At 60.7% G+C, this 23,731-nt stretch carries 22 protein-coding genes and 1 pseudogene; 15 read left to right on the top strand and 8 right to left on the bottom strand.

Features of this window, described 5'->3' with window-relative positions; genetic code table 11:
- Positions 1 to 30: 30 nt before the first annotated feature.
- Together F455_RS0112485 and F455_RS22505 are read right to left on the bottom strand one after the other, a co-directional pair.
- Positions 31 to 753 carry an rRNA pseudouridine synthase gene (locus tag F455_RS0112485; RefSeq protein WP_018973632.1) on the bottom strand — a complete coding sequence of 241 codons (723 nt, stop codon included), beginning with the start codon at positions 751 to 753 and terminating at the stop codon, positions 31 to 33.
- A gap of 68 nt (positions 754 to 821) precedes the next feature.
- Positions 822 to 1,493, bottom strand: coding sequence for a transposase (locus F455_RS22505; protein ID WP_169337337.1), 672 nt, complete (start codon positions 1,491 to 1,493; stop codon positions 822 to 824).
- 171 nt (positions 1,494 to 1,664) lie between these two features.
- Between F455_RS22505 and F455_RS22500 the strand changes: the two genes are divergently transcribed.
- The 7 genes from F455_RS22500 (at position 1,665) to F455_RS0112450 (ending at position 6,322) form a co-directional block, all read left to right on the top strand.
- Positions 1,665 to 2,396, top strand: a complete 732-nt coding sequence (locus F455_RS22500) for a G1 family glutamic endopeptidase (protein WP_083918936.1) — start codon at positions 1,665 to 1,667, stop codon at positions 2,394 to 2,396.
- 393 nt (positions 2,397 to 2,789) lie between these two features.
- Entirely contained in the window at positions 2,790 to 3,590 is an 801-nt protein-coding gene (locus tag F455_RS0112475) for a hypothetical protein (RefSeq protein ID WP_157578757.1), read from the top strand.
- Between the two features lie 249 nt (positions 3,591 to 3,839).
- On the top strand, positions 3,840 to 4,370 hold the full coding sequence (locus tag F455_RS0112470) for a hypothetical protein (RefSeq protein ID WP_018973629.1): 531 nt from the start codon (positions 3,840 to 3,842) through the stop codon (positions 4,368 to 4,370).
- Between the two features lie 231 nt (positions 4,371 to 4,601).
- A complete protein-coding gene (locus F455_RS0112465; protein ID WP_020684083.1) occupies positions 4,602 to 4,883 on the top strand; it encodes a type II toxin-antitoxin system RelE/ParE family toxin in 282 nt (93 codons plus the stop codon).
- A 1-nt stretch (position 4,884) separates the two neighbouring features.
- Entirely contained in the window at positions 4,885 to 5,175 is a 291-nt protein-coding gene (locus tag F455_RS0112460) for a HigA family addiction module antitoxin (RefSeq protein WP_018973627.1), read from the top strand.
- Between the two features lie 160 nt (positions 5,176 to 5,335).
- Positions 5,336 to 5,668: a Hint domain-containing protein gene (locus tag F455_RS0112455; protein WP_018973626.1), complete on the top strand. Its 333-nt coding sequence runs from the start codon at positions 5,336 to 5,338 to the stop codon at positions 5,666 to 5,668.
- 297 nt (positions 5,669 to 5,965) lie between these two features.
- The gene (locus F455_RS0112450; RefSeq protein ID WP_018973625.1) at positions 5,966 to 6,322 is read left to right on the top strand and encodes a YciI family protein; all 357 of its coding nucleotides are present in this window, start codon (positions 5,966 to 5,968) and stop codon (positions 6,320 to 6,322) included.
- 109 nt (positions 6,323 to 6,431) lie between these two features.
- Here the strand turns inward: F455_RS0112450 and F455_RS0112445 are convergent, their stop codons facing one another.
- On the bottom strand, positions 6,432 to 9,143 hold the full coding sequence (locus F455_RS0112445) for a putative Ig domain-containing protein (RefSeq protein WP_169337336.1): 2,712 nt from the start codon (positions 9,141 to 9,143) through the stop codon (positions 6,432 to 6,434).
- Positions 9,144 to 9,439: 296 nt separating this feature from the next.
- Between F455_RS0112445 and F455_RS0112440 the strand changes: the two genes are divergently transcribed.
- Positions 9,440 to 9,868, top strand: a complete 429-nt coding sequence (locus F455_RS0112440) for a YybH family protein (RefSeq protein ID WP_169337335.1) — start codon at positions 9,440 to 9,442, stop codon at positions 9,866 to 9,868.
- A gap of 10 nt (positions 9,869 to 9,878) precedes the next feature.
- On the opposite strand, the gene F455_RS0112435 is transcribed toward F455_RS0112440, so the two are convergent.
- Both F455_RS0112435 and F455_RS0112430 read right to left on the bottom strand, forming a co-directional pair.
- Positions 9,879 to 11,438: an alpha-N-arabinofuranosidase gene (locus F455_RS0112435; RefSeq protein WP_018973622.1), complete on the bottom strand. Its 1,560-nt coding sequence runs from the start codon at positions 11,436 to 11,438 to the stop codon at positions 9,879 to 9,881.
- Positions 11,439 to 11,644: 206 nt separating this feature from the next.
- Positions 11,645 to 12,127, bottom strand: coding sequence for a MarR family winged helix-turn-helix transcriptional regulator (locus F455_RS0112430; protein ID WP_026293336.1), 483 nt, complete (start codon positions 12,125 to 12,127; stop codon positions 11,645 to 11,647).
- Between the two features lie 213 nt (positions 12,128 to 12,340).
- Here F455_RS0112430 and F455_RS0112425 point away from each other — a divergent pair, with 213 nt between their 5' ends.
- Both F455_RS0112425 and F455_RS0112420 read left to right on the top strand, forming a co-directional pair.
- Positions 12,341 to 13,528, top strand: coding sequence for a serine hydrolase domain-containing protein (locus F455_RS0112425; protein ID WP_018973620.1), 1,188 nt, complete (start codon positions 12,341 to 12,343; stop codon positions 13,526 to 13,528).
- A 56-nt stretch (positions 13,529 to 13,584) separates the two neighbouring features.
- Positions 13,585 to 13,929 carry a RidA family protein gene (locus tag F455_RS0112420; RefSeq protein ID WP_018973619.1) on the top strand — a complete coding sequence of 115 codons (345 nt, stop codon included), beginning with the start codon at positions 13,585 to 13,587 and terminating at the stop codon, positions 13,927 to 13,929.
- A gap of 19 nt (positions 13,930 to 13,948) precedes the next feature.
- Here the strand turns inward: F455_RS0112420 and F455_RS22955 are convergent, their stop codons facing one another.
- The 3 genes from F455_RS22955 to F455_RS0112405 all read right to left on the bottom strand — a co-directional run bounded on the left by F455_RS22955 (position 13,949) and on the right by F455_RS0112405 (position 19,724).
- Complete coding sequence (locus F455_RS22955) at positions 13,949 to 15,445, bottom strand: PKD domain-containing protein (RefSeq protein WP_018973618.1); 1,497 nt, start codon at positions 15,443 to 15,445, stop codon at positions 13,949 to 13,951.
- 287 nt (positions 15,446 to 15,732) lie between these two features.
- Positions 15,733 to 17,448: a hypothetical protein gene (locus tag F455_RS0112410; RefSeq protein ID WP_157578751.1), complete on the bottom strand. Its 1,716-nt coding sequence runs from the start codon at positions 17,446 to 17,448 to the stop codon at positions 15,733 to 15,735.
- A gap of 209 nt (positions 17,449 to 17,657) precedes the next feature.
- Positions 17,658 to 19,724, bottom strand: a complete 2,067-nt coding sequence (locus F455_RS0112405) for an alkaline phosphatase D family protein (RefSeq protein ID WP_018973616.1) — start codon at positions 19,722 to 19,724, stop codon at positions 17,658 to 17,660.
- 519 nt (positions 19,725 to 20,243) lie between these two features.
- Between F455_RS0112405 and F455_RS0112400 the strand changes: the two genes are divergently transcribed.
- From F455_RS0112400 to F455_RS0112380, 5 genes and pseudogenes are all read left to right on the top strand, one after another.
- The gene (locus tag F455_RS0112400; protein ID WP_018973615.1) at positions 20,244 to 20,831 is read left to right on the top strand and encodes a Calx-beta domain-containing protein; all 588 of its coding nucleotides are present in this window, start codon (positions 20,244 to 20,246) and stop codon (positions 20,829 to 20,831) included.
- Between the two features lie 185 nt (positions 20,832 to 21,016).
- Positions 21,017 to 21,403 carry a hypothetical protein gene (locus F455_RS0112395; protein WP_018973614.1) on the top strand — a complete coding sequence of 129 codons (387 nt, stop codon included), beginning with the start codon at positions 21,017 to 21,019 and terminating at the stop codon, positions 21,401 to 21,403.
- A 75-nt stretch (positions 21,404 to 21,478) separates the two neighbouring features.
- Positions 21,479 to 21,643 (top strand): annotated as a pseudogene (locus F455_RS20760) (Rid family hydrolase); the annotation flags it as partial.
- Positions 21,644 to 21,706: 63 nt separating this feature from the next.
- Positions 21,707 to 22,330 carry a hypothetical protein gene (locus F455_RS0112385; protein WP_018973612.1) on the top strand — a complete coding sequence of 208 codons (624 nt, stop codon included), beginning with the start codon at positions 21,707 to 21,709 and terminating at the stop codon, positions 22,328 to 22,330.
- 247 nt (positions 22,331 to 22,577) lie between these two features.
- A complete protein-coding gene (locus tag F455_RS0112380) occupies positions 22,578 to 23,624 on the top strand; it encodes a hypothetical protein (protein WP_018973611.1) in 1,047 nt (348 codons plus the stop codon).
- Positions 23,625 to 23,731 lie beyond the last annotated feature (107 nt).

Below are 23,731 nucleotides of genomic sequence, written 5' to 3'. Positions count from 1 at the left end.
TGTCAGTCGCGCGCTTAGCTGACGCGCGCCTCAGAAGCGTTCGCCGACGGGCAGGCAGCGCCAGCTGCCGACGGGCATCTTGGCCAGCGCGATCCTGCCGATGCGGATGCGCCGGATCGCCACCACGTCGAGGCCAACCTGCGCGCACATGTCGCGCAGTTGGCCGCCTTGCGCACCCTTGATCGCGAAGCGCAGGCGGACCTCGTTCTGCCAGCTGACCTTGCACGGCGCCAGTGCACGGCCGCCGTAATGCAGCCCGTGGTTGAGTTTGCGCAGACCATAAGGCGCAATCTCGCCGCTCACCTCGACCACGTATTCGTGCTCGATCTCATCGCCGTCTTCGGTAAGCCGGCGCCACACGCGGCCATCCTGGGTCAGCACCATCAGGCCGCTGGCTTCGGTGTCGAGCGGCACCAGCGGTGTCAGATTATGGAAATGGCGCTGGAGCAGGCGCACGCCGGAAGGATCGTCAGGCCAGCGCGTGGCGGCCTGGATCAGTTCTGCCGCGGGCCTGGGGCCGTGGAACGCGTCGAAGCCGGCAGGCTTGTGCAGCAGGAACGTGGCCGGCTCGACGGCCTCGAGCCGTGCGGCGGCATCGAGCGTGACCGTTTCGCCCGACACCGGATGCGCCGGGTCCTCGACCACGCGCCCGTCGACCGAAACCCAGCCGCCTTTGATGTACTGCTCGGCCTCGCTGCGTGAGCAATGGACCAGGTCGGCGAGGTGTTTGGACAGTCGAATCGGTTTGGTCATCGGTCGGCGCTACGTGGGTCCTGGGCAGCCAGTGTACCGGTCCGGGAGACGGGGGTCGGAAACCGGGGTCAGAGTAGACTTTCCTGAGGGTCGAGCGGATATAGCGATTCTTGGAGCTTTTCGTATGCCCTGTGCATTGGGGCATGGCTGGACCAGCGGTAGTCGGAAAGCAGTGCGGCCATCGACGCGCGCGCTGGATTGAGTTCGATGTAACGGTAGCAGGCCGACGCGTAACGTACGTCGCCGACCAGCGAAGCCTTGTATAGGCCTTCGCACGAGGCGCCGGTGCTGCGATGGCGCGCATTGGAGCGTCCGACATAACGGCGACTGATCGCCTGCGTCATGCGCGACAGTGCGCCTCGCTCGGCAGGCGTAGCCAGCAGATGCGCGTGATGGATCATCTGCACGTCGGCGTGTATTTCGCAACTGTGCTTGAGTGCGGCTTCGCCGAGTTCCAGTAGATAAGCGCCATAGTCATTGTCCTGCGCGAAACAAGCTTGGCTGTCGTTGCCGCGCTGAACGATATGCCGTGCGATGTCCGGTAAGTCGATGCGGGGAGGCGGCCATCTGTGCGCGCTTGTGGAAGGCTGCGCATAGCATGCGTTGCCTATTTCGGCGCTGATGTCGGACCGTGGCGCTTGCCTACGTAGGACATTGCCGAAAATCGAATCTGGTTTTTTTGGCGGACCACAATTTTGGCGCTTATCACAATACGCACTGCCTAAACCTGATACGGTCATCCGTACTGCCCGCATACAAATAGTTACAAATAATTAGATTGCAAGACTAAGGATAGCTTTAGTTGGTGGCGGTGCAACGGCTAACGGCATCACATCGAATTACTTCAGCATGGTTAGTGCTGCGCTCCCAAAGTTGAATTCTCCTCTCTTGCCTAATGAAAGGATCTTGATATGAGAGTCATCATTCGCAATTTTTCTTATTTGATTGCTATTTTCAGTAGCTCAGCCTTTGCTCAAATTTCCGACCCTGCCTGGTCCGGCTACATTGTAAACAGTGCAGCGCAGTTCGTTCAGGCAGGATGGACGGTGCCATCGGTTAGGACCCCAACGCCTGGATATTCAACCACGGGATACGCATCTTCCACATGGGTTGGCCTCGGCGGCACTGGTACGGGTACACTCATTCAAGCCGGTACGGCGCAGAAGGTTTCATCTACTGGAATCGCGTCGTACTACTTTTGGTATGAAATTTTCTCAAGCGTTTCTGGTTACTCAGGTGTCGCCGAAACCCAAATTCCGATCTCCGTTCATCCTGGGGACTTTGTTGCTGCAGTGGTGACATTTTCCAACGGCCAGGTCCAATTTGGCGCATTCAACTACACTACAGGAGAATTCCCACCCGCAATTGTTCTTAACGGTGTACCAGCGCCAAGTGCATCCGCAGAATGGATAGTCGAATCTCAATCAAGCGGCGCTCTGCCTAACTTCGGGTCTGTGACCTTTGAGAACATGTGCTGGGCGTCGTCCTTAAACACTCCCATAAATTGTGGTTCGACGACAGGCGCGACTTTAGTTTACGACTGGGTATACGTTCTTGGGGGATACCAAACGATTGCGTCCCCGGGGCCGATCAGTGGCGATAGTTTTACGGACTATTATTATCAGCCCCACATTCAGCGGTGACCAAAAAAGGGTCGACCAAAAAAAACAGAAAAAAGGGTCAGGTTCATTTCGCATAGTCCTTAAATGAGCTTGACCCCTTTTCTTTCGGTTGAGTTTGCGCAGACCGTAAGGCGCAATGTCGCCGCTCCACGAATTCCTGCTCGATCTCATCGCCGTCTTGTAAGCCGGCGCCACACGCGGTCATCCTGGGTCAGCACTATCAGGCCGCTGGCTTCGGTGTCGAGCGGCGCAGCGGTGTCAGATTATGGAAATGGGGCGGAAACCGGGGTCAGAGTAAACTTTCCCAGTTGGAGAAGATCCCTGACTCTGCAAACCGGAGTCAGAGTCGACTTTACCCATATTGGACGGCGAGGCATCCTCCATCGGCGTACACCGCTGTGACCAGGGGGCGTGATGCAGCAAGGACCTATTCGCACCGACTGGCCAGGCCTGTTGTTGTCGTTGGCCTTGCAGGTTCCATTTGTCGCTTGGCTGGTGTGGATACCTTGGGCCAAGATCGACGAATGGGCTTGGTGTTTCGTCATGCTCGGGCCGCTCGAGTTGGTGCGTTTGCTGGTGCTGAGCAGCTTGGCCCGTGTGTTCGGGGAAAATGACGATCCCACGCAGGCGGTGAAGTTGTTCGCTGCGCGAGCATGGCTTCTCATAGCGATTTTTGCCGCCATCATGATCGTATTGGCAATCGCTGGGCTTGGCCTGGAGAAAACGATCGCCGTGGTGTCCGGATCGTCGTTCCGCGCGGTGGTGCTAATCCCCGTCGCAGCCCTCGTCATTCAGAACGCGGCCGACTTGCACTTCTTCCGCGGCGACGTACGCATCCAGGCGGCGCGGCTGAACGCGATGGCGAGCGACGCCGGAACGTGGTTCTTTCTTGCGTTCCTGACCATCCCTTGCGCAATCGCCGTGCTCTTCGGCCTCGCGCTCTATTTCGTGCCTGGCTCGAACGTGCCTGAGTGGTTGGTGCGTCGAGTGGGTTCTGCTTTCGCAATCGGCGTGCTGCTGTACCCGGCGGCCTACTACGCCGGCAAGGCGCTCATACTTTCCCAAGTGTTTACCGCGCGCTTTGCGCTCACCGGCCAGCGCGTTCTCGGCGCATCTTGGATCGCGTTTCTCAAGTCCAATCGGGAAGAGACCGTCAGTGCAGAGCAACGTGATATCGCGTGGCGCCGAGCGGCGATGAAACAGGGGGCAGAGTAGGGAAGCCGCGGGAAAGGTGGCCTCGAATCTGGGTCAGAGTAGCCTTTCCAATAGTTGGTCAGAACAGCCTCGACCATCGCAACGAATCGGGAATTCCGAAAAACCGTCCGGTTCTTCGGCGGCCGTGTTCACGGCTTCAAGGTCAGTTGGCCAGCTCTGAAGTGACCCGGCTACCTTTGGCGCTGGTTAACTCTCGATCCGGTAGAGTCGGCCAAGCAACGTGTGCGGTTAACGTATTCCGGAGGCGACATGCCACGCAAAAGCAACTTCATCCTTCTCGTCGCCAGCGTCTTGGCGACGTCGGCGTGGGCGCAATCGGCACCGCAACCGCTGAACCTGACTCTGCCGCGCGACAGCGTATCGTCGCAAACGGACGCAACCACCGCGCCCGCGCGCAGCGCCAAGGCGACTTCGACGGCCGCTGTCCCGGCACCGGCAGCAGCGACGGTCCAGCCGTCGTCTGCAAACTCGGCACCGCCGGACACGCACTACGATGCAACCGCCAACCAGATTGTCGACGCCGCAGATTCCGCCAACCGGCCCGTGGATGTCGCGGACTCAGGCAAGCCGGCATGCGACGACGCGACCTACGCGCAGCCGCAGGTCCATGGCAGCGTCGGCATGGGCGTCGTTGCCGGCAACCACGTTAGCGGCAACTACCAGACCGGCAGTGTCCGGCTCTCGAAAAATCTCGGCAGTTGCGATCACCCCACCGGCGGCCTGGGCCTGTCCATCAATGTGGGTCAGGGGAATTTCAACGGCCGCCGAGGGTGGCACTGAGATCATCCCAAAAAATGCAAACGGCAGATCAATTCTCGCGAAGAAAGATGGCCGAGTAATTGTTTGTTTGTACTTGCCTCCGCCGGTCAGAGTCGATTTTTCCAGAACGCGTTTCGCGGCCCCTGGTTTCCTGGCTACTGCTGTTATGGTCAGCGGATACACGATGCTTGGAAACGCCACCCGATCGTATAACGGGTTGCGTTATATAACGAGTTCCGTTATAGTCGGCTCGTGATTCGAGACTTCGCCGACAAGGAAGCCGAAAAGATTTGGGAGGGCACACCCTCCCGGCGCCTTCCAGGCGACATTCAGAAGGTTGCGCGTCGCAAGCTGCGTATGCTCAACAACGCATCCAGTCTCGACGATCTCAGGATTCCGCCGGCGAATCGTCTGGAGGCGCTCAAAGGCGACCGCAAAGGTCAGCACAGCATACGCATCAATGACCAGTGGCGCATTTGCTTTCGTTGGCAAGACGGCGACGCGCATGGTGTCGAAATTCTGGACTATCACTGACATGAAAACACTGCCCAATATTCATCCCGGCGAGGTGCTGCTGGAGGAATTCCTTCTTCCGATGGAAATCAGCCAGAACGCACTTGCCCGCGCGGCCGGCGTGCCGCCGCGCCGCATCAACGAAATCGTGCTCGGCAAGCGTGGCATCAGCGCGGATACCGCCGTACGCATTGCCCGCGTTTTCGGTACCAGCGAGCGGTTTTGGCTGGGGCTGCAAACGGACTATGATTTGGAAGAGGCGAGACGCGCGATTGGGCGAAAAATCGAGAATATCGATCGCTTAGCGGCCTAACGAAAACCGGGGTCAGCGTCGACTTTTCTGATCGAACAAAATCGATAACGCCGACCCTGACAATCCATCACTCCCTTGCATCACTACCGGTTGTCGGCTATTTTCCGCCGTTCATCGGTAGTGCCTCGCGGTTCCACCGTGGGCAAAAAGGGAACCCAGGATGCGCACGGAAAAATTCGTGGCCGTGCTGGCCGCATTCAGCGTTGCAGCGGCGTCGGCTCATGCGAACAACGGTGAGGGCTACGGCGTCTGCAAGTCGGGCTTCGCGGACAACACCGTGGTCTCCACCGAATCTCGCGGCAACGTCACCATCGGTCAGCTGCAGGTCGACGATCGCGTTTGGTCATACAACGAGGTCGTGGGCAAGAAGGGCTGGAGCCGCGTGTTGAGCCGCGTCGGTGGCGGCGCTTCGTACCGGATCATGGCGGACTTCAGCGAGCCGGGATCGTCCGAAGTCACCAAGGCTTGCTGGATCATCAAGCCGGCGGGTTGATGTGCGCAAGGTAGAGTAGAGAGCGCCGTCCTTGACCCGGGTTTCCGTGCGATAGCAATCCTCGGAACCGCCAACCAGGTTGTCGACACCGCAGATTCAGCCAACCGGCCCGTGGATGCCGCCGACTCCGGCAGGCCGGCATGCGAACCTGACCGCGTTTCGCCGTTTCGTGTGACCTGACCTCATTTCGTGTTCGTGTCGGTTCGCCGACACCGTTTGTTTGCCGTGTCGAACCACCTCGTGTTCGTTCGTCGGGAGATGATGGCGGCCATGGGGCTGCGCAGACGAGGCAATGGCATGAGCGAGTACCTGATCTACTTCAACCAGCAATGGGTCGGCGATCATTCCGAAGCGTGGTTCCGCTCGCGTGGACCGTTGGCGATGGCGGTCGTGCGCGAGATGAAAGCGACGGGCGTTTACGTGTTTGCCGGCGGGCTGGAGGAGGACGTCGATGCCGCCTTCAGCGCCGATGCCACCAGCGGCACGCTGACGTTCACCGAGGGGCGGTATGTCGACACGCCGCAGTACCTGGGCGGATTCACGGTGATCGACGTGGTCGACGAGCAGGCGGCCCGGATGTGGGCCGGCAAGCTCGCCGTGGCCTGCGGTTGGCCGCAGGAAGTGCGCCGGTTCAAACCACAGCCGGCAGAATAAGGCTGCCTGCCTTTCTTCGGATTATTTCAGATCGAAAGTTTCGGATCGCCTTCGACGACGTGCTGCTCCAGTTGCGGTGCTTCATACGCATCAACGTCGCGATCCGCTGTCAGGGCATTTCCAGCCGGCAATACGGCAGGTTGTGGTAGTGCTCGGTCCAGCGATGCAGCCACTTATTGAGCGTGTCACCGGTGTAACCCATCTCGCAGATGTTCCGACACCAAGTCAGCTGGTTGCCGCTGTAACCGTCGTTGACGCACGTCGTAGTCACCGTGTAGCTCAGCGGCAGGGTCTTGCTGTTGCCGGCGTTGTCGCTTGCGCTGCACGTGGTGCTCTTGGTGCCGAGGGTGCTGGTGTCCAACGGGTCGCAGCTCGCGTTGGCGATGCCGGAGGTGGCATCGCTGGCGTTCGGGCTGGCGTGGTAGCTGTGGCCACGCAACAGCGGCGCGTGCACGCTCGGGGTAAAGGTCGGCGCGGTCGCATCGCGCTTGAGAGTCGTCGTGGTCATGCTGCTGGTGCCGCCGGCGCTGGCGGCGGTGCAGGTAAAGGTCGCGCCTGCGGTATCGCTGTTCAACGTGATGGGGCTGCAGCCGGTGCGGCTGGTGATCGCGCTGTCGACGTCGACGACGCTCCACTCGATGGTCACGTCGCCTCGATACCAACCATTGTTGCCCGGAGGAACGCTGGTGAGGGTGTAGTTGATCACCGGGCCGGTATCGTCGGCGACGGTGATGCTGTACTCGCGGCTGGCGGTGAAGCCGTTGCCGTCTTTGGCTTCCACGCTGAAGGTGTGGGTGCCGGCGGCGGTCGGCGTGCCGCTGAGGACACCGGCCGCGCTCAGGCTCAGGCCCGAAGGCAGTGCGCCTGCGACCAGCGCGTAACCCGTTGGGGCCACGGGTACATACGGGCCAGTGCCATCGGCCACACTGAACTGCGCGCCGGCATACGCGCTGCCGGTCACCCCCGAAGGCAGCGTGCCGGGGCTCAGTACCAGGCGTGGGGCTTGGCCCTGCGCATCGCTGCCCCAGCACGTGCGGGTGCCGTTGTCGCGGATCGCGCAGGTGAAGGTATTGCCGGCGCTGACCTGGACGAAGGCGCCGCTGGGCGATTCGGTCTGGCCGTCCACGTTGCTGCCCCAACAGGCCAGCGTGCCGTTGCCGCGGATCGCGCAGGCGTGGTTCCAGCCCACGCTGAAGGCGCGGAAGGTGCCGCTGGCCGCGTTGATCTGGCCGAAGGCGTTGTCGCCCCAGCATTCGATGGTGCCGTTGTCGCGCAAGCCGCACTGGTGGTTCAGACCGGATTCCAGGCGCTGCCAATGGCCGACAATAAATCCACTGTTGCAATACCCATAACCGAAATGGCTAAGCGAGACTCCGCAGAGCTCCGGGGAGCCAGCGATGTCCTTTGTATGTGTGATGTTCTGGAATTGAAGGTTGGTGTGGACGTAGCCGACCGTTCTCCTGGCACAGAAGTCAAGGGAGGTACTGATAGACAGGGCGCAGATCGCCCCGTCCGGGCCGGGCGCCAGTTGCCGGAACCGTTCGTTTGCGATCATCGGAAGCGCCGTGTTCTCCATGCCGTTGCGGCCCCAGCAGGTGACCTTGCTGTTCGTATCCAGTGCGCAACTGTGGCTGTCGCCCGCCACCACTGAAGTGAAGGTGCCGCCGCCGGGCGGCGTGGCGGCGCCAAACAAGGCACCGTCACCGTAGTTGTTCTGCCCCCAGCAGCCCAGCGTGCCGTCCGGTCTGACCTGGCAGGCATGCGCATTGCCGGCAGCGATTTGGCCGAAACCCAGCACGCCCACTGTTCCATTTAGCTCCTCCGGCGGTCTGGATTGGCGGACGTCATAAAAATAGAGGTCATCATGCGCGCCTGCTCCCCAGCAGGCGACGCTGCCATTCGCCCTCGCCAGGCAGGTGTGGTAGAAGCCTATCGCGATCGAGACAAAGGGGCCGGCAGATGCCGTAGTTGGGGGAAACCGGTAAGCGTGGGCGATCATGTGGCCGCGGCCAAAACACCACGCACTGCCGTCCGCCTTCAGACCGCAGGTGGCATCCGCGCCCGTCGCGATCGAGACATAGGGGCCAGCAAGAAGTTCGTAGTTCTTTTCTCCCGGATACTGCGGAGCCTCGTCGAACCAATTGGAGTAGGCGCCCCAGCACACCATGCGGCCATCCGCCTTCAGCGCGCAGGTGTGGTGCAAGCCCGCCGAGACCGATACAAAGGGGCCCGCGATCGGCGGTCCCGCGTCAGCACCTCGCCCCCAGCACATCAGGTCGCCGTCCGCCTTCAGCGCGCAGGTGTGGAGCGAGCCCGCCGAGACCGAGACATAGGGGCCAGCAAGCACCGCTTGGGGGGGTGAATCCCCCCAGACTGCCACGCTGCCGTCCGCCCTCAGCGCGGCAATATGGTATCCGCTCGCCGAGACCGATACGAAGGGGCCCGCGATCGTCTGTCCCGCGTGCGGGGCACCCTTCCCCCAGCACACCAGGTCGCCGTCCGTCCTCAGCGCGCAAGTATGAGCATCGCCCGCCGCGATTGAGATATAGGGGCCCGCCAGTAATCCGTAATTCGCATCGTCCTGGGTTTGCGGAGCCTGACCCTCAATGGTCCGGCCCCAGCACGCCACGCTGCCGTTCGCCTTCACGGCGCAGCTGTGGCGCAAGCCCGCCGCCACCGCCATCACCCGGCTGCCGCCTTCCGCTGAGGGGATTGCGCTGCCCACGCTCTGCGCGAATGCCGCCAGCGGCAACAACACCAGCAGTGCAAGCAAACAGCCGAGCCAGGCCGCGCGGGCAAGCCGCGTTGCGCGAATATTCATCGTGATCCCCTGTGCCGCCGTCTGGACGGGCTTGCGCTGCACCATAACAGGTCACTGCATCCGGGCACAGGAAATTCAACCGCCTCTTTCCCGCTCTATCCGCGATGCGTGGCAATCGCTCGAAACCTTGGTCAGAGTACGAAATCCTTGATCGACCGGCCTGAGGCAATCTCCACAATGAATGCAAAACGCATTTGCGCTTATTGTGAGAAGGTTCCGAAATGATGACCGCCGCAATCCATAGTTTTCCTCGCCTCGCGCGATGCGCGGTCGTATTCCTTGCTGCATCGCTGCTGATGGCTTCGATCGATGGCCATGCACAGATGTCGAACGAGGACGCGGTTCTCGCCGGCGCTAGGCACACCATCCTGTCGGTCAATGCAGATTGGGTTGTCGCAATGCGCGCCGGCGATGCGCATCGAGCGACCATGGCCTATGCACGCGATGCCATCTTTGTCGCCCGCGACGGACGCGTGCTCACGGGCCGCGAGGAAATCGAAAAATTCGCTGCCGAGAAAATGGCCCGCGGGACGACGTTGGTGGACGGCTCACTCGACGACGACGGCTTGCAGCTGGCCGGTGCCCTGATCTACGAGTGGGGCCACAGCGCGCTGAAGTGGAAGACCGCCGACGGAAAACTTCAATCAACCTCGGGACATTTCCTGACCGTGTGGAGACAGACCTCGGATGCGCATTGGGAAATCATTCGCAACCTGACCTTGTGATCGACCAGTCTCACTTGAGATCGAGCACGACGACCGATTTTGCGGGCAGGGTCGCGCGCACAGTTCCCTGACTTTGCAGGGAGGCACCCGAGTACGTCGAAGGGCGCACCGTGCCGCCTTTGTCGAAGGTATTCACCGAGGTGATCTCGGCCGCGGTCAGCAGCCGGCCGCTGACCTGCTTCGGCGCGAATCCCTTCAGTTGCAGCTTGAGCTCCGCGGCCTGATTGGGATTGAGATTGACGAGGGCGATCTGCACGCCGCCGCTCGCGTCGCGTGCCGCGGAGGCATGCAACCCCGGCACTTTCACCGCGCCGAGCGCGTAGTCGGGCGCCTGCAGCTCGAACGGCAACGAGGCGGCATCCTGGAAAACCTTGTACAAGTCGAACACGTGATAGGTGGGAGTCAGCATCATCTTCTCGCGCTCGGTCAGTATCATCGACTGCAGAACGTTGACCATTTGCGCGATGTTGGCCAGGCGCACGCGATCGGCATGGGCGTGGAAGATGTTCAGGGTGACGGCCGCGGTCAATGCGTCGCGCAGGCTGTTCTGCTGATACAGCGGCGACTGGCCCGGTTCGCTGTCGTACCAGGTGCCCCATTCGTCGACGGCGAGCACGATGCGCTTGGCCGGATCGTATTTGTCCAGTATCGCGGCGTGCATGTTGATGATCGCGTCCATGCGCAGGGCGTTGCGCAGCGTCGCGATCCAGTCGGCTTCGCCGAATGCCGTGGCCGAACCCTTGTGCTTCCATTCGCCGCTCGGCAGCGTGTAGTAGTGCACGCTGTACACGTCGATGAGCTCCGCAGCCACCGACAACACGCCTTCCGTCCAGGCGACATCGTCCGCGTTGGCGCCGCTGGCGACCCGGGAGAGGGCAGTGCCCGAGGACGATCGAACGAAAGTCGCGAACTGGCGATAGAGATCGGCGTAGTAGGTGGGACGCATGTGCCCGCCGCATCCCCAGGCCTCGTTGCCGACGCCGACATAGTCGAGCTTCCACGGCTTGTCGCGACCGTTCGCTTTGCGTTCGAGCGCCAGACTCGATTTTCCGTTCGCGGTCACGTATTCGAGCCAGTCGGCCATTTCGCGCGCTGACCCGCTGCCGACGTTCATGCCGATGTAGGTTTCTGCGCCGATCAGCTCGGCGAAATCCATGAACTCGTGCGTGCCGAACACGTTGCGGTCTTCGCCGCCCCAGGACTGATTCGGTCGTACCGGCCGCTGAGCGCGCGGTCCGATACCGTCGCGCCAGTGATATTCGTCGGCATAGCATCCGCCGGGCCAGCGAACGACCGGCACGTGGATCGCTTTGAGCGCCTCGACGACATCTTTGCGGTAGCCGCGAATATTCGGGATCGGCGAGTCGACGCCGACCCAGATGCCTTCGTCGATGCCGCGGCCGAGCTGTTCGGCAAACTGGCCATAGACTTCGCGGTGGATCACCGGCCCCGGCTGATCGACATGCACCACCATTTGCGCTTCGGTGGCACCGGCCGCGAATGCGGTTTTCGCGGCGCCAACCGCCAGTGCCCAAAACAGAACCGCGGCAAACCGAACAAAGTTTTTCATGGCGCCAGTAGAGTCCCGGAATCGGAGGTCTGTGGAGCGTTTTTATATCATAGGATTAATCATATTAAATGGAATCAGAGTGCCATAGCCTCTGTCCGCGATTGCAGGAAACGGCACGAAGTATCTCGAATCGCAGATGTGTCCGATATTTGCCAAGCGCAGCCGTGCGCAGGAATTTTCGGTAGAGTCGACTCTGACCTCGCGGTTTACGTCTGCTTGAGCTGGTCGCGGATGCGATCGAATTGAGATCGACGAGCCAGAGCGTCGTCGAGGCGGTCCAAGGCGGAGATGACATCCTGCGCTTCGTTGTTCAGCTCGACGGCGGCTCGATCAAGCGCTTGCCACAGCGGCTTGAGTTGGCGAACGAGCTTGGCTCCGCTGACTGTCAGCTTCAATTGGCGTCGCCGGGCGTCGGACGAATCGACTTCGGCGGTGATGATGCCCGCGCGCTCCAGGGACTGGCGCGTCTGGCTGACCGAGACATGAGTGATCCCCAATCGCGCCGCTAGCTCGCCGACGCTCAAAGGGCCGTCTTGCACCAGTTCGTACAACACTCCTACCCAGCGCTGCTCGAAAGACACACCGAACTCGGCGTAAATCCGACGGGCATCTTCATCGATGCTTTCAGACAATCGGCGCAAGCGCCCGCCAATCGCGGCCGGTCCATATTTTCGCACGTGGTCTTTCATGGAAAACGACTTCCCTCCGCGTGCCTGCATGCAAGGCCGTGACTGAGTGGATCTTGGATCTTGCGCATTGTAGGTCTCGGCCGATTCTCAGGAGAATTTTCCCCGACGTGGCTTTCAGGGCAAGGGTGACTTCTGTCCTATTGCATATATGTAGGTGCCTACATATTATTCTAACAGACTCAAGCTTTCTTCTATCCGGGCATGACAAAAATAATGCGCACCAGCGAGTGGGATGTGAATCCGCAACGACGCAAGTTTCTGATTGCTGGCCTCGCCGCCACGGCAGCGGGCGCGTGCTTTGGCCGCGCACCCCAGATAGAAAGCATGGACAGCTTCATTCTGCGAGAAATGAAAAAAGCCAACATCCCAGGGTTGGCCGCAGGTTTCGCCGAAAACGGCGTTGCACGCTGGGTACGAGGCTACGGGTTCGCGGATGTGCAGACACGCCGCCCGGTCTCGACCGATACGATGTTCCATATCGCTTCACTGACGAAGATCGTGACGGCGACGATGGTGATGCGATTGGTCGAACAGCAACGGATTCGGTTGGATGATCCGGTCGCGCCGCACTTGGATTTCACACTGGCGAATCCCAGCCATGCGGACGTTCCAATCACATTCCGCCACCTGTTGATGCACGTTTCGAGCATTTCGGACGAGGAGTACTACAAGCACGATTCTCGCCAGAGCGGAACCGATGCGACGCAACCTATCGGTGATTTCCTGAAGAGTTTTCTGCTTCCCGGCCAGCAATACTGTACCTCCCGGGCGTGCTTTTCGAGCGAATCGCCAGGCACGACCTGGAGCTACAGCAATCTGAGCTACGCGCTGCTCGGCTATCTGGCGAGCCGGATCGGCGGCGAGGATATGCGCGAGCAGACGCGCAAGCAGATATTTGCGCCGTTGCGCATGAGGCACACGAGTTGGACGATCCGCGATACTCCCGAAGCGCTGCGCGCCACGCCTTACGACATGGTGGACGGCAAGCTCCAACCGGTTCCGCCGGTCGGTTTTCCGGATTGGTCGGTAGGCATGCTGCGATCCTCCGTAGCGGACTTCACCCAGTTCGTTGCGGCCTGCGCCAATGGCGGTTCGGCCGCTGGCCACCGCATCCTCGATGAAACCACGCAACGTCAGATGCTGGAAATGCACACGCCGAAAGGATTGCCTGATTGGTTGACCGGACAAGGTCTCGGCTGGATGGCCGCGAAATTGGATGGCATCACGCGACCGGAGCATTGGGGCGGAGACCCTGGCGTGTTCACGGCGGTCTATATGAACCCCGAGAAACGCAGCGCCGCTGTGGTCTTTACCAACGCATCGGTAACCCCGGAAAGCAAGGCCGTGATAAAGAACATCGCCAGTCGATTGCTGGGGAGTACGAAACCGGGGTCAGGGTAGACTTTCAAATACTTGGTCAGTGCAGTCCACTCAACGCAACGAACGACAGGAATCCCATGATCCAACGCATCGACGCCGGTCCGCGCATGTCCGAGGCCAGCATCCACAACGGTATCGTCTATCTGGCCGGGCAGGTGCCGGAGGATACGAGTCTCGACATCGAAGGGCAGACGCGCGAAGTGCTGGCCGCGATCGATGCCTTGCTCGCGCAGGCAGGCAGCGATAAGACGCGCATTCTGCGTGCGCAGATTTTTCTCGCCGACATCGCGGATTTCGCCGGCATGAACCGCGCTTGGGATGCGTGGGTCGTGCCCGGCAACGCGCCCGCGCGCGCGACAGTCGAAGCAAGACTTGCGAGGCCGGAATGGAAGGTCGAGATCGTCGTCACTGCGGCGATCTAAACCTGCGGTGACGGGATCGTCAGCTCCGCGATTTCCGGATCACGAGGCGGCTCCGTAACAGCAGCGATCCCCACGCACCGAGCGCGATGGTCAGGGCGAGCAGTTCGAACCCGCGAAGCATCGGAGCCTCGCGCAGTGGCGCGCTCGCAACCGTCGCGGTGCTCATCACCGTGGCCGTCGCCGTGCCGGGCGCATCATCGCTCAGGGTTACCGTTACCGGGAAAGTACCGGCGCTGACATACGTGTGGCTGCCGCTGACGACGAACGCACCGCCGCTGCCGCTGACCGTTCCCGCCGTCGTGTTGCCATCCCCCCAATTGATCGTCGCGACGAAGTCGCTCGCCGGGTTGCCCGTGTTCGTATCGGAAAAGTTCGCGACCGCGCCCGAGAAAGGAGCGAACTGGGTCGTGTTGATCGTGAGCGGCGTGCCGCTGAGCGCGTCGGTTTCGCCGACAGTCGCGCTGCCGGTCGCGCTGCCGGTCGCGCTTCCGGTCTGGTTTGCGGAGTCCGTCACCGTGATGGTGACGGTGAAGTTGCCCTCGTCGGCATAAGTATGCGTTCCGGTCACGCCGAAGGTCGCGCCCGATGTGATCGTGCCCGCGCTCGTCGTGCCATCGCCCCATGCGATCGTCGCGGAAAAATTCGCAACGCTACTTTGGGATGAGTCGCTGTCGGTGAAGCTCGCGACCGGACCGTTGAAGCTGACGCCTTCCTGCGCCGTGATGTTCGCAGGCGTCACGGCGATCAACGTGACCGACGTGCCGCTGAGCGAAAAGGCGGCGTTGAATGTCGGTGGCGTCGTGCCGCCGACGATGTCGGTGCCGACGCGAAGCCAGTCGGGGGCAAGATTGGCGTCGCGCGTCCAGCTTTGCAGATCGTTGCTGAACGGTGTGGCTGATACGGGGATCGGCTTGGGCGAGGAGAGCCACAGGAAGCTGCCGCTGCTCAACGCAACCTGCGGCACGAAGAAGTAGTGCCCGGCTGGCAGCACAATCGGCGTCGTGAAGGTGACGTCGAAGCGGTATTCGTTGCCGGATGCGCCGCCGCTGCCGCCGGTGGTCTGGTTCGGCACCTTGTGGATGCCGCCGGCCACGACGGTGTTCGCGACCGTAAACGCCCCCAGCGCTGAGGTGGAGAACGTGAGATTCCCGGTCGTGCTGTCACGGCTATCGAACGCGACGTCCGAAGGCGAGTTGGCACGGGTCGGCACGTTCCCCGACGGCGGGTTCGTCGAGTCCTGCGGAAAGACGCGATAGATTTCGACGCCAACGTACGACACCGTGGGTGTCGTCGGCAGCAGGCCGTAAAAGCTCGCCTGGGTGATCGTCGTTTGCGATGTGAGGACAAAGTCGTCGGCCGACTCGCTCTCCACAACGCTTACCCCGCTCGGTTGCGAGCCGGTCGCCATGCGCCCGTCCGGAAGCCCCGTACTGAAGGTGAAGGCGGCGCCCCAGCCCGAGGTCGCGAAGGCGAGGCTGAGGAGGGTAAGCACAATCAGGACGAACAACTTGCGCATGGCGTGTGTCCCCTCATTGCTGGTTCGGATGACGGCAACCGACAGCGACGAACGCCACAATGGTATAGGAAATTCAACCGCCTTTTCGCGGGTGCGAAACCAGTGCAACCCGGGTCAGAGTCTGAGGTTTGCCCACGTTCTCACAAACAAGAACAAAGATTGCAGGAGACCTGATGCGTTGTCAGGCGTGCAAGCATTGCGTTCGCGGGTGTTGTTGCGAGCCACGCAAGCCGTGCTGACCGCCCGACACCAGGCCCCCCGCGCAGGAGGGGCCAAATGTCCAACTACTAGTTGCCGCTTACCGAGCGATAGGCATGCTTGTAGTTCTTGAAGGCGGTCTGATACTGGTGCGCGGCCAGGGCTGCGTCTCCTGCCGCCAATTGTGACTGCGCATTGCCTATCTTGCCGCCGGACGCCTGGACGCTCGCGATGACCTGTGTGGTGATGGTCCGAACGAGTTCCAGATGCCCGCCGAACGCCTGCGGTACCTGGAGCGAGACCACGTCGTAGCCCTGGTTGGCCGCGAGCGCGAGTTCGATCCACGTCCGCAACGTGAGGTCGCGCAGGTTGCTCATGTCGGCGTCGACCTTGGCCGCGATCGTCGCGGTGTTGGCGTTGTCGTTGTTGATGATCTGCGTGGTGTTTGCGTTGGCATTGTTCACCACTGTCGTCGTGCCCGCTCCGATGCTCGCGATGATCGAAGTCGTATTGGTGTTGTCGTTTGTGACGATCGCCGTCTTGTTGTTGTTATCGTTGGTCGTGATCGTCGCGGTGTTGGCGTTGTCGTTTGTGACGATCGCCGTCTTGTTGTTGTTGTCGTTGGTCGTGATCTTCGTGGTGTTGGCGTTGTCGTTTGCGACGATCGCCGTCTTGTTGTTGTTGTTGTTGGTCGTGATCGTCGTGGTGTTGGCGTTGTCGTTCTTGATGATCTGCGTGGTGTTTGCGTTGGCATTGTTCACCACTGTCGTCGAGCCAGCTCCGATGCTCGCGATGATCGAAGTCGTATTGGTGTTGTCGTTTGTGACGATCGCCGTCTTGTTGCTGTTGTCGTTGGTCGTGATCGTCGTGGTTGCCGTGGTGATATTGCCTTGGAGAGTCGTCAGGTCGTTGCTGAGGTCGGTATGGATATGGTCCAGACGGCTGGAGTTGCCGGCGACCATTGCGGATTGGTCAAGACCGGAGCAGAAATTGCGCGCCGCGAACAACGATTGCGCGATGTCGTTAGCGATAGCAAACGGGATGCACACGGCCGACCCGTTCTCACCCAGGATATCTTCGTTGCACACCCACGCCGCCGCCGCCAGGATGCTGGAGGTCTCCTGCGCGGAGATTAGTGCGTCGTAGGTAAGCTGAGCGCCGTGCGGCGTATTGGATTCGCTGCAGTCGTCGATGACCGATGTCGAAGGGTCCGGGAACGGCACCGAAGAAACGCTCTTTGTGCCGGGTTGCGCCCCCGGCGCAAGTGAAAGCGTCGTCGAACTGGTGTGGGCTGTGTTATTCGCCGCGAGTTGTGCTGCAGCAACCCGCTGCATGGCGGATACCGCCGGCGCGAGGTCGGGCAGAGAGCCTCGGGAGAACACGTAGGCAAGATCTGCCGGGGACACCTTCTGCATGGCTGCCTGGGCTTGCGCGACCTGTTCCTGGCGCAGTGTATTGCCCTGTAGCTTGAACACAGCGTTATAGTTGTCGAGCAGGGCGGAAAAATTGTCGCGGAACGACTGTGCAGCCTGCAGCGACTGAGGGTTATTCGCCGTCGCCTGCTGCACGACAACTCGCTGCGCGACGGCAGGTTGCGCGAGGAGCAGGGCCCAGGCCGCAAGGCCAAGGAACCCAAAGGCGTTGCCGATTTTTCTAAGTATATCGATACCCGGTGCAGCCCCGAGTGGGAACGGACTATTGGAGCTATCTTCGACATTCGAGGACGGATGGTAGCTGTTATCCCTCGATGGCATTTTCGGGTTCATGTAGTTTCCCCTGATGGATTTGCGATCGCGGGACAGCAAATGGTGCGTCCGCCATGCACAACCCGACGCTCGCGGCACGTCACCGTGTCGCGAGTGAAGTTATTGGCTTTGCGCGAATGCTGCCCCCCGTGTTGCGTGCGCCGCAACTCTGGGCAAAGCTACTGCGACCTGCTCACTTAAACTGTGACGTACTGCGCACAATGCGCGGGACCGAAACCGGGGTCAGCGTAGTGCCCCCTTCCTTGGTTTCAGATCGAAAGTTTCGGATCGCCTTCGATGATGTGCTGCTCCAGTTGCGGCGCTTTGCCTTTTTTCCACAGCGGTGCGTGGTGTTTGACGCGATAGACGAGCGCACCGCCATCTGCTGCAGTGCTGCTTTCGACAGGTCGCTGGATGCAGACGAATTCGGTCTCGAATGCGTCTGCGCTCGCGCGCACGACGGTGTAGCCATGCCCGCCCATGTCGATGAAGCGCAGATGCGGAGCATTGTCCGGATTCGATAGCGCGCGCGCTTTGCCGATATCGCCGCTTTTCGAATATTCAAGGCAACTGCGCACGCCGTGCCGCAGCAGCATGTTGACCGCGGGCTCCGGTTTGGGGCCGCCGCGATCGGCAACGAATAGCGGGCGCAGCGGGTGGTCTTTCGGAAACTTGTGCTCCAGAGATTCGACGAGTCCGGGCGCCGAGATCGATCCCGTGACGAACGCGATGCCCACCGGTTCGAATTTCTGCGGCGGCAACGCCTTGGCGGCAAGTCCGGCCCAGAAACTGTGGCGATCGCCCGCGACCGTGGCGAATCCGGTGATGCCCTCACGCGCGACGAAGTCGTAGATCTGCGCTCGCTCGACATACGCACTGCCGTGATCGCCGCCGCCGAAACCGGCGTAGCCTGCGCCGGGCCAGGGCTTGGTGAGGCCTGCCGGGAGGTTCTGCGGATCGGCGCGCCAGTCGAGCGTGCCGGTCGTGTTGCCCCAGATTTTCCACGTCGCGTTCGATGTCTTGAGTCGATCGAGGAACCATTTTTTCTGCGTGGCGCCGAGGATCGTTTGTGCGGGTTTGTCTTTGCGATAGTTCGCGACATCCTTGTCGCCGAAGCGAATTGTCGCGGGCGGCTTGCCGCCGTTAGCCGTGCGGCCGGCATCGAGAATTTCCTGCATTTCCTGCGGCAGCAGATTCGGAAAATCCTTGCTCGAGAAAACATCCGCGCGATCGTCGCCGGTCGGATCCTCCGAACGATAGCTGCGCTGGTCGGTGACGATGAGGTCGACATGACGGCCCCAGCGCAGCGCGCGATAGCCGGTGAGGCTGGCGAGCGCTGCGAGATTGTTCGGCTCCTGGCCCATGCCGTTTTCGTCGAAGCGATTGATCGGCGCATCGACGACGTGCGGCGCGGCGAAACGTTCGAGCGACGGGTTCGGCTTCTTCACGCGTGCGGGCTGGTATTCGAACCACGCCTGCATCGCGGCGACTTTGCGCGTTTGCCGTGGCAGCGTCTTGCCGTCGAATATTTGCAGGCTCTGCCAGCCGAGCCAGCTGAACTCGTGGTTGTCCCACATGGCCACGAACGGAAAGTAGGCGCGTGCATCCTGCAGATCGGGATCGGCGAGGTACGCGCGATAGACCGCGCGATAGTCGTCGACCGTCGTCGGAATATGGAAGTCGGCATGTTTTTCGCCGTGCTCGTAGCGTACGAGCTCACGAATGCGGCGATCGTAATAGCCTTGCGGCCGGTCTTCCGGATACCAGACGAGTTCGTAAATGAAGTCGCCGAGATGCAGGACGAAACCCAGGCGCTCGTCGGGTGCCGCATGCTGGTCGTCGTAGATCATGCGCCGGTAGGCCGTCTGCGGGCCGAGATTCGCGTTCTGGCACGAAACGAACGCGAAGCGCACGGGGCGCGCATCATCCAGCGCGGGCGCGGTCAGCGTGCGGCCGATGCGGCTGCCGTTACCGCTGGCATCGGTGAAGCGATACCAGTACTCGCGCGCGGGTTTGAGGCCGCCGACGAGCACGCGGCAGGTCCAGTCCGCGTCGGCTGCGACGGTGGTTTTTTTGACCGCGACGACGTGGGTGAAATCGGCGTCTTCGGCCACTTCGAGATCGAGCGAAGCGGGCTGGGCGGCGTTCGTCGTGTAGCGCGTCCACAGCATCACGCTGTCGAAGGTCGGATCGCCCGAGGCGACTCCTTCGCGAAACGACTCGCGATGCTCGCGCCATTTCGTTCGCGAAGGCGCGGCGATCGCGCGGCTCCAGACGGCGATGGTGCCGAGCGCCGCGGCGCTGGCGAGAAAGCGACGACGAGAGAGTTGCGTCATGTTCGCACTCCGGCTTGAACGATGGGATAAGCCCAAACCATAGCGTGAGGAAAATTTTGTCGAGTTGCCCGTGGCAAGAGTCATGGATGACTGCCTGCGCGGGGCGGTCATGAAAGATGGTTATGGAAGACTGCCGAGGGAAAGCTTCAATCAACGCCGGGACGTTTCCTGACCGTGTGGAGACAGACGGCGGATGCGCATTGGGAAATCGTTCGCAACCCGACGTTGTGATGTGGTCGCCTGTGCCCGGACCATCGCCAGATCACGAAGTAACTCGTTTTCGTGATGGTTTCGTTCGAATTTTTCCGTTCGTGGCGCTGCTTCGGCAGGCCCAGCACAGGTACGCTTCGCGCATCGAACCACGAGCGGCAATCCACTCTGGCCGTTCACCTTTCGATACCGCAGTGCGAACGATTTCACACAAGACTACTACCGGTGAGGCATCTCGTTTTTCGACGAGTTCGGGGTAGTATTCAACGCTCGTCGCTTTGACAAAGTCGGGATACCGCAGAGGAGAACATGACCGCCATCCGTTTTACCACCCTCGTGAATCCGAGTCGTGACTTTGCCGGCGCTCGCGGCGCTGCGTGGAGCGCAGTTTTCCTCGTTGCCGGCTTGGCGAATTCGCCGTTGGTAGTTGCCACTCCGGGCGATGCAGCCAATTTCAGCGCAACCTCGGTGACGGTGAACGAGTCTGCCGGGACGGTGAATCTGACCGTACTGAGGCAGGGAGTCGGTGGCGGCATCGCATCGGTCGACTATTCGACCTCCAACTTCACCGCGATGGCGCCGGGCGACTACACCACAACTGCCGGCACCTTGTCCTGGGGCGACGGAGACCTCACGCCGCGAACGATCACGGTTCCCATTATTGACGACGCGATTCACGAGGGCGATGAGTCTTTCTATGTTGCGCTGAGCAATCCGCAAGGACTGGCCTTGGGGATCCTGCCGAGCGAAGCGGTCGTCATTACCGACAACGACGCCGCGCCGCCGGCCGCAGCCGTGACTGCGCCCACGCTGGGTGGCATCGCGAGCGTGTTGCTTGCAGCTTTGCTTGCACTGACGGCGAGGGCTTCAAACCGAGGCCCGAGTAGACGTTCCTAAATCGGCTCCAACCCGGTTTGGACCCTGACCTCAGTTTGGTGTCATGGATCACAAAATCCCGCCACTAGGCGGGATTTCTGTTATCTTCATCACACAATATGCACTTGGATGGTTACCGTAGCCGCTAGCGGTCGGTCCATGACAGTGCACACGTGCGTTCGCGTTCCGTCCAACGAGGAGGGAGTATGAGCCACTACAAGGCACGCTCGGACACGCCGGTCGGTCCTGTCGACTGGAGCGATCCGCACCTGAGGTCGTTGCTCGAGAAAACCGCCGACTGGCGGTTGGACAATCGCAGCAGCCTGCCGCCGCAGGAAGTGCAGGTTCACATCAGCTCGGGCTGGGCGACGAACAACACCGTCTCCAAGCCCGCACTGGTAGTTGTGAAGGATGACGGCACCATGGTGCTTGTCACCGACTTTGCCATCCCGCAAGGGGAACATGTCGGAGTGGACAGCGCGCGCGGCGACGGCAGGCGTATCGCATGGGGCAAGGTGATCGATGGGCGCGAGGGTCATCGGACCGAAGACCGCGAGCAACACCTGTTCCTGAGCTGGTTGCGCCTCGACTGAAGCGCGGGTGTCGGCGCGTAGTCGTTGCGCACAGCAATCACAGAACCCCATGATCCATTGCATGGAAGCCCGCGCATGTCCGAGGCCAGCGTCCACAACGGCATCGTCTATCTGGCCGGGCAGGTGCCGGAGGACACGAGTCTCGACATCGAAGGGCAGACACGCGAAGTGCTGGCTGCAATCGATGCCTTGCTCGCGCAGGCGGGCAGCGACAAGATGCGGATCACGCGTTCGCGCGTGAGGCGTCAGCACGCTTGAAAAGACAGAGTAGACTCACGAGCCGCTTCATCTCACAGGACTCGCATGTCGCCGATGTTGTCCGAGCTTCTATATGCCACCCTCGAGCTTGGCTTGCCCGTGGCGGCGTTGAGCTGGTTGCTGTTTTATCGGCTGTACAGCCGCGGCGAGCTCGCGCGAAACGCGGACCAAAAATCGATAGACGCAAGTCTCAAGACGATCCGAAAAGCGGAGAAGGAATCCAAAGAACATTCGGACAGCGTGATGCACGCGAAATGGATGAAGTTCGGCGGTGGTTTCTATGGTGTCGCCGCGGCGTGGACACTGATCTACATCGAAGTGAGCGGCTTCGTCACTACCCTTATGCACCCTTCGGTGGTGCTGGACATGTTGCACAAGGGCATCGGCGAGCTCATCAAGCAAAAGATCGCCGGCCAAGTAACCACGCTGGTCGATGCGGCGACCTGGTTCGCCTGGTGGCCGGACAAGGGACGTAGCCCGGTTGTCTGGTTTGTCGTTGCCTACCTTGCATACCTGGCCGGACTCAATCTTGCACGCTACGAAACCGGTTTCGGTGGCCGCATCGTTGAGCTCGACTCACGCGAACGGTGGCGTTCGTTGGCTCCGTTTTCAAAGAGCCGTGCCGAAACGGCCAAACACGAAGACGTTGCGGTCACGAAGTCGGAATGACTTCGGGTAAAGCGGGCTGGTGACGGTGACATCGAGGACGACGGCGCCGACGCCGCTGGCGGGTGTGCCGCCCCGATCGTATTTCGACCCGTGACCGATCAGATCGCCATCTCTCGACGCGCCACTGGTTGCTGCCGCACTTCGTGCAAGCGATGATGCTTTGCGCGCCGTGTGCGGCAGGCTGCGCGCGCGATGAAAATTTGATTAGCTGGGAGTTCGCGCCAATCAGGCGAGGAAATCGGTTGCAATGGTAAAAGTATACTACATCGGCAATATCAGTAATGCCTCGACATTCTATAGAGGTCTGTTGCCTCTGCGCCTTCTGCCAGAGGTCAAGGTTTCCTACAACAGTGGCGCAGCAAGCGGTACATCGCGATTTTCAACGATAAGTGCCCTGGCCCCCGGGGACGTTCTGGATACCGATGTAATTTTTTCTGCACGGGCGGCCGATCCGCAAACGACCAATTTTCTGGCGCAAGCGAAGGCCAACGGCAAAAAAATCTGGGTCGACTACGACGATGATTTTTTCTTCGTGGAGAAGGATGATCCGTACTACGCCGTCCTGACTTCAGTACGGCAGAGCCTGATCGATCAGCTCGTTGGCGCCGATCTGATAACGGTAAGCACGGATCATTTGCGCGCGACTTTCCTGAGGGCGATCCAGAATGCCTTGGGTGGCAACTACGACGCGCGATTCGAAAGCAAAATCCACGTCGTGCACAACACCATGGTTCCCGGATTTCAAAGCTTTCCTGCCTTGACGGCGGACTATTTTGAGAAAAAGATCAAGGAAGAGAAGCCCCATTTTCTTTGGCGCGGGGATGCCACCCACAAACGCAGCTTCGACATGATGCGGAATTTCGCCAAGGTCAATTTCACCTGCCTCGGCGTGGATAGCGGGCTGACTGGAAACAACATCAGAAATGTGCGCGGGCTCGAGTTGACTCAGTACATGAAGTTCATACGGACCGCGGGTGCGCTGTGTTTCTTGAAGCCGATGCATGACATCAATGGCAACGAGTGCAAATCCGACATTTCCGCCTTGGAAGGGCTGACGGCCGGAGCCTTGACTTTGGCGTCGCCAAAAAAGGAATTCATTGGCAAGCCGTGGATCATCAATGTTTCCGACGATGACTGGGACATGAGTGCGCTAGCGGACAAAGTCAGGGCGCTTGCGCCGAGAGAAATGCTGGACGCCTACGACAGGGGCGTGGGTTTCTACCGTGACGAGCGCTCGTTCGACAAAATGCAACGGTTGAGGCTTAGCCACATCGAGAGATTGATGGATTCCTGATCGGTTGCGGTTCGACGCTTTTGCGAACCCGTTGGCGCAACCGTCATCGCTCTCTTGCTTTCCAGTATCCTAGCGCCGGGGAATCATTGCGTGATGGGGAGTAGCGC

Source organism: Rudaea cellulosilytica DSM 22992 (genome assembly GCF_000378125.1).
In the GTDB taxonomy this organism is placed as follows: Bacteria; Pseudomonadota; Gammaproteobacteria; order Xanthomonadales; family Rhodanobacteraceae; genus Rudaea; species Rudaea cellulosilytica.
The sequence above is the reverse complement of the archived record's forward strand: the minus strand, read 5'-3'. Positions and strand labels throughout refer to the sequence as shown.

Coding starts and splice junctions, on each gene's coding strand:
- F455_RS0112430 (WP_026293336.1), bottom strand. CDS start 12,127: ATGAAAGACCACGTGCGAAAATATGGACCGGCCGCGATTGGCGGGCGC.
- F455_RS0112420 (WP_018973619.1), top strand. CDS start 13,585: ATGATCCAACGCATCGACGCCGGTCCGCGCATGTCCGAGGCCAGCATC.
- F455_RS0112385 (WP_018973612.1), top strand. CDS start 21,707: ATGTCGCCGATGTTGTCCGAGCTTCTATATGCCACCCTCGAGCTTGGC.
- F455_RS0112445 (WP_169337336.1), bottom strand. CDS start 9,143: ATGAATATTCGCGCAACGCGGCTTGCCCGCGCGGCCTGGCTCGGCTGT.
- F455_RS0112460 (WP_018973627.1), top strand. CDS start 4,885: ATGAAAACACTGCCCAATATTCATCCCGGCGAGGTGCTGCTGGAGGAA.
- F455_RS0112455 (WP_018973626.1), top strand. CDS start 5,336: ATGCGCACGGAAAAATTCGTGGCCGTGCTGGCCGCATTCAGCGTTGCA.
- F455_RS0112450 (WP_018973625.1), top strand. CDS start 5,966: ATGAGCGAGTACCTGATCTACTTCAACCAGCAATGGGTCGGCGATCAT.
- F455_RS0112380 (WP_018973611.1), top strand. CDS start 22,578: ATGGTAAAAGTATACTACATCGGCAATATCAGTAATGCCTCGACATTC.
- F455_RS22500 (WP_083918936.1), top strand. CDS start 1,665: ATGAGAGTCATCATTCGCAATTTTTCTTATTTGATTGCTATTTTCAGT.
- F455_RS0112400 (WP_018973615.1), top strand. CDS start 20,244: ATGACCGCCATCCGTTTTACCACCCTCGTGAATCCGAGTCGTGACTTT.
- F455_RS0112475 (WP_157578757.1), top strand. CDS start 2,790: ATGCAGCAAGGACCTATTCGCACCGACTGGCCAGGCCTGTTGTTGTCG.
- F455_RS0112405 (WP_018973616.1), bottom strand. CDS start 19,724: ATGACGCAACTCTCTCGTCGTCGCTTTCTCGCCAGCGCCGCGGCGCTC.
- F455_RS0112395 (WP_018973614.1), top strand. CDS start 21,017: ATGAGCCACTACAAGGCACGCTCGGACACGCCGGTCGGTCCTGTCGAC.
- F455_RS0112440 (WP_169337335.1), top strand. CDS start 9,440: ATGGCTTCGATCGATGGCCATGCACAGATGTCGAACGAGGACGCGGTT.
- F455_RS22955 (WP_018973618.1), bottom strand. CDS start 15,445: ATGCGCAAGTTGTTCGTCCTGATTGTGCTTACCCTCCTCAGCCTCGCC.
- F455_RS22505 (WP_169337337.1), bottom strand. CDS start 1,493: ATGACCGTATCAGGTTTAGGCAGTGCGTATTGTGATAAGCGCCAAAAT.
- F455_RS0112425 (WP_018973620.1), top strand. CDS start 12,341: ATGCGCACCAGCGAGTGGGATGTGAATCCGCAACGACGCAAGTTTCTG.
- F455_RS0112470 (WP_018973629.1), top strand. CDS start 3,840: ATGCCACGCAAAAGCAACTTCATCCTTCTCGTCGCCAGCGTCTTGGCG.
- F455_RS0112485 (WP_018973632.1), bottom strand. CDS start 753: ATGACCAAACCGATTCGACTGTCCAAACACCTCGCCGACCTGGTCCAT.
- F455_RS0112435 (WP_018973622.1), bottom strand. CDS start 11,438: ATGAAAAACTTTGTTCGGTTTGCCGCGGTTCTGTTTTGGGCACTGGCG.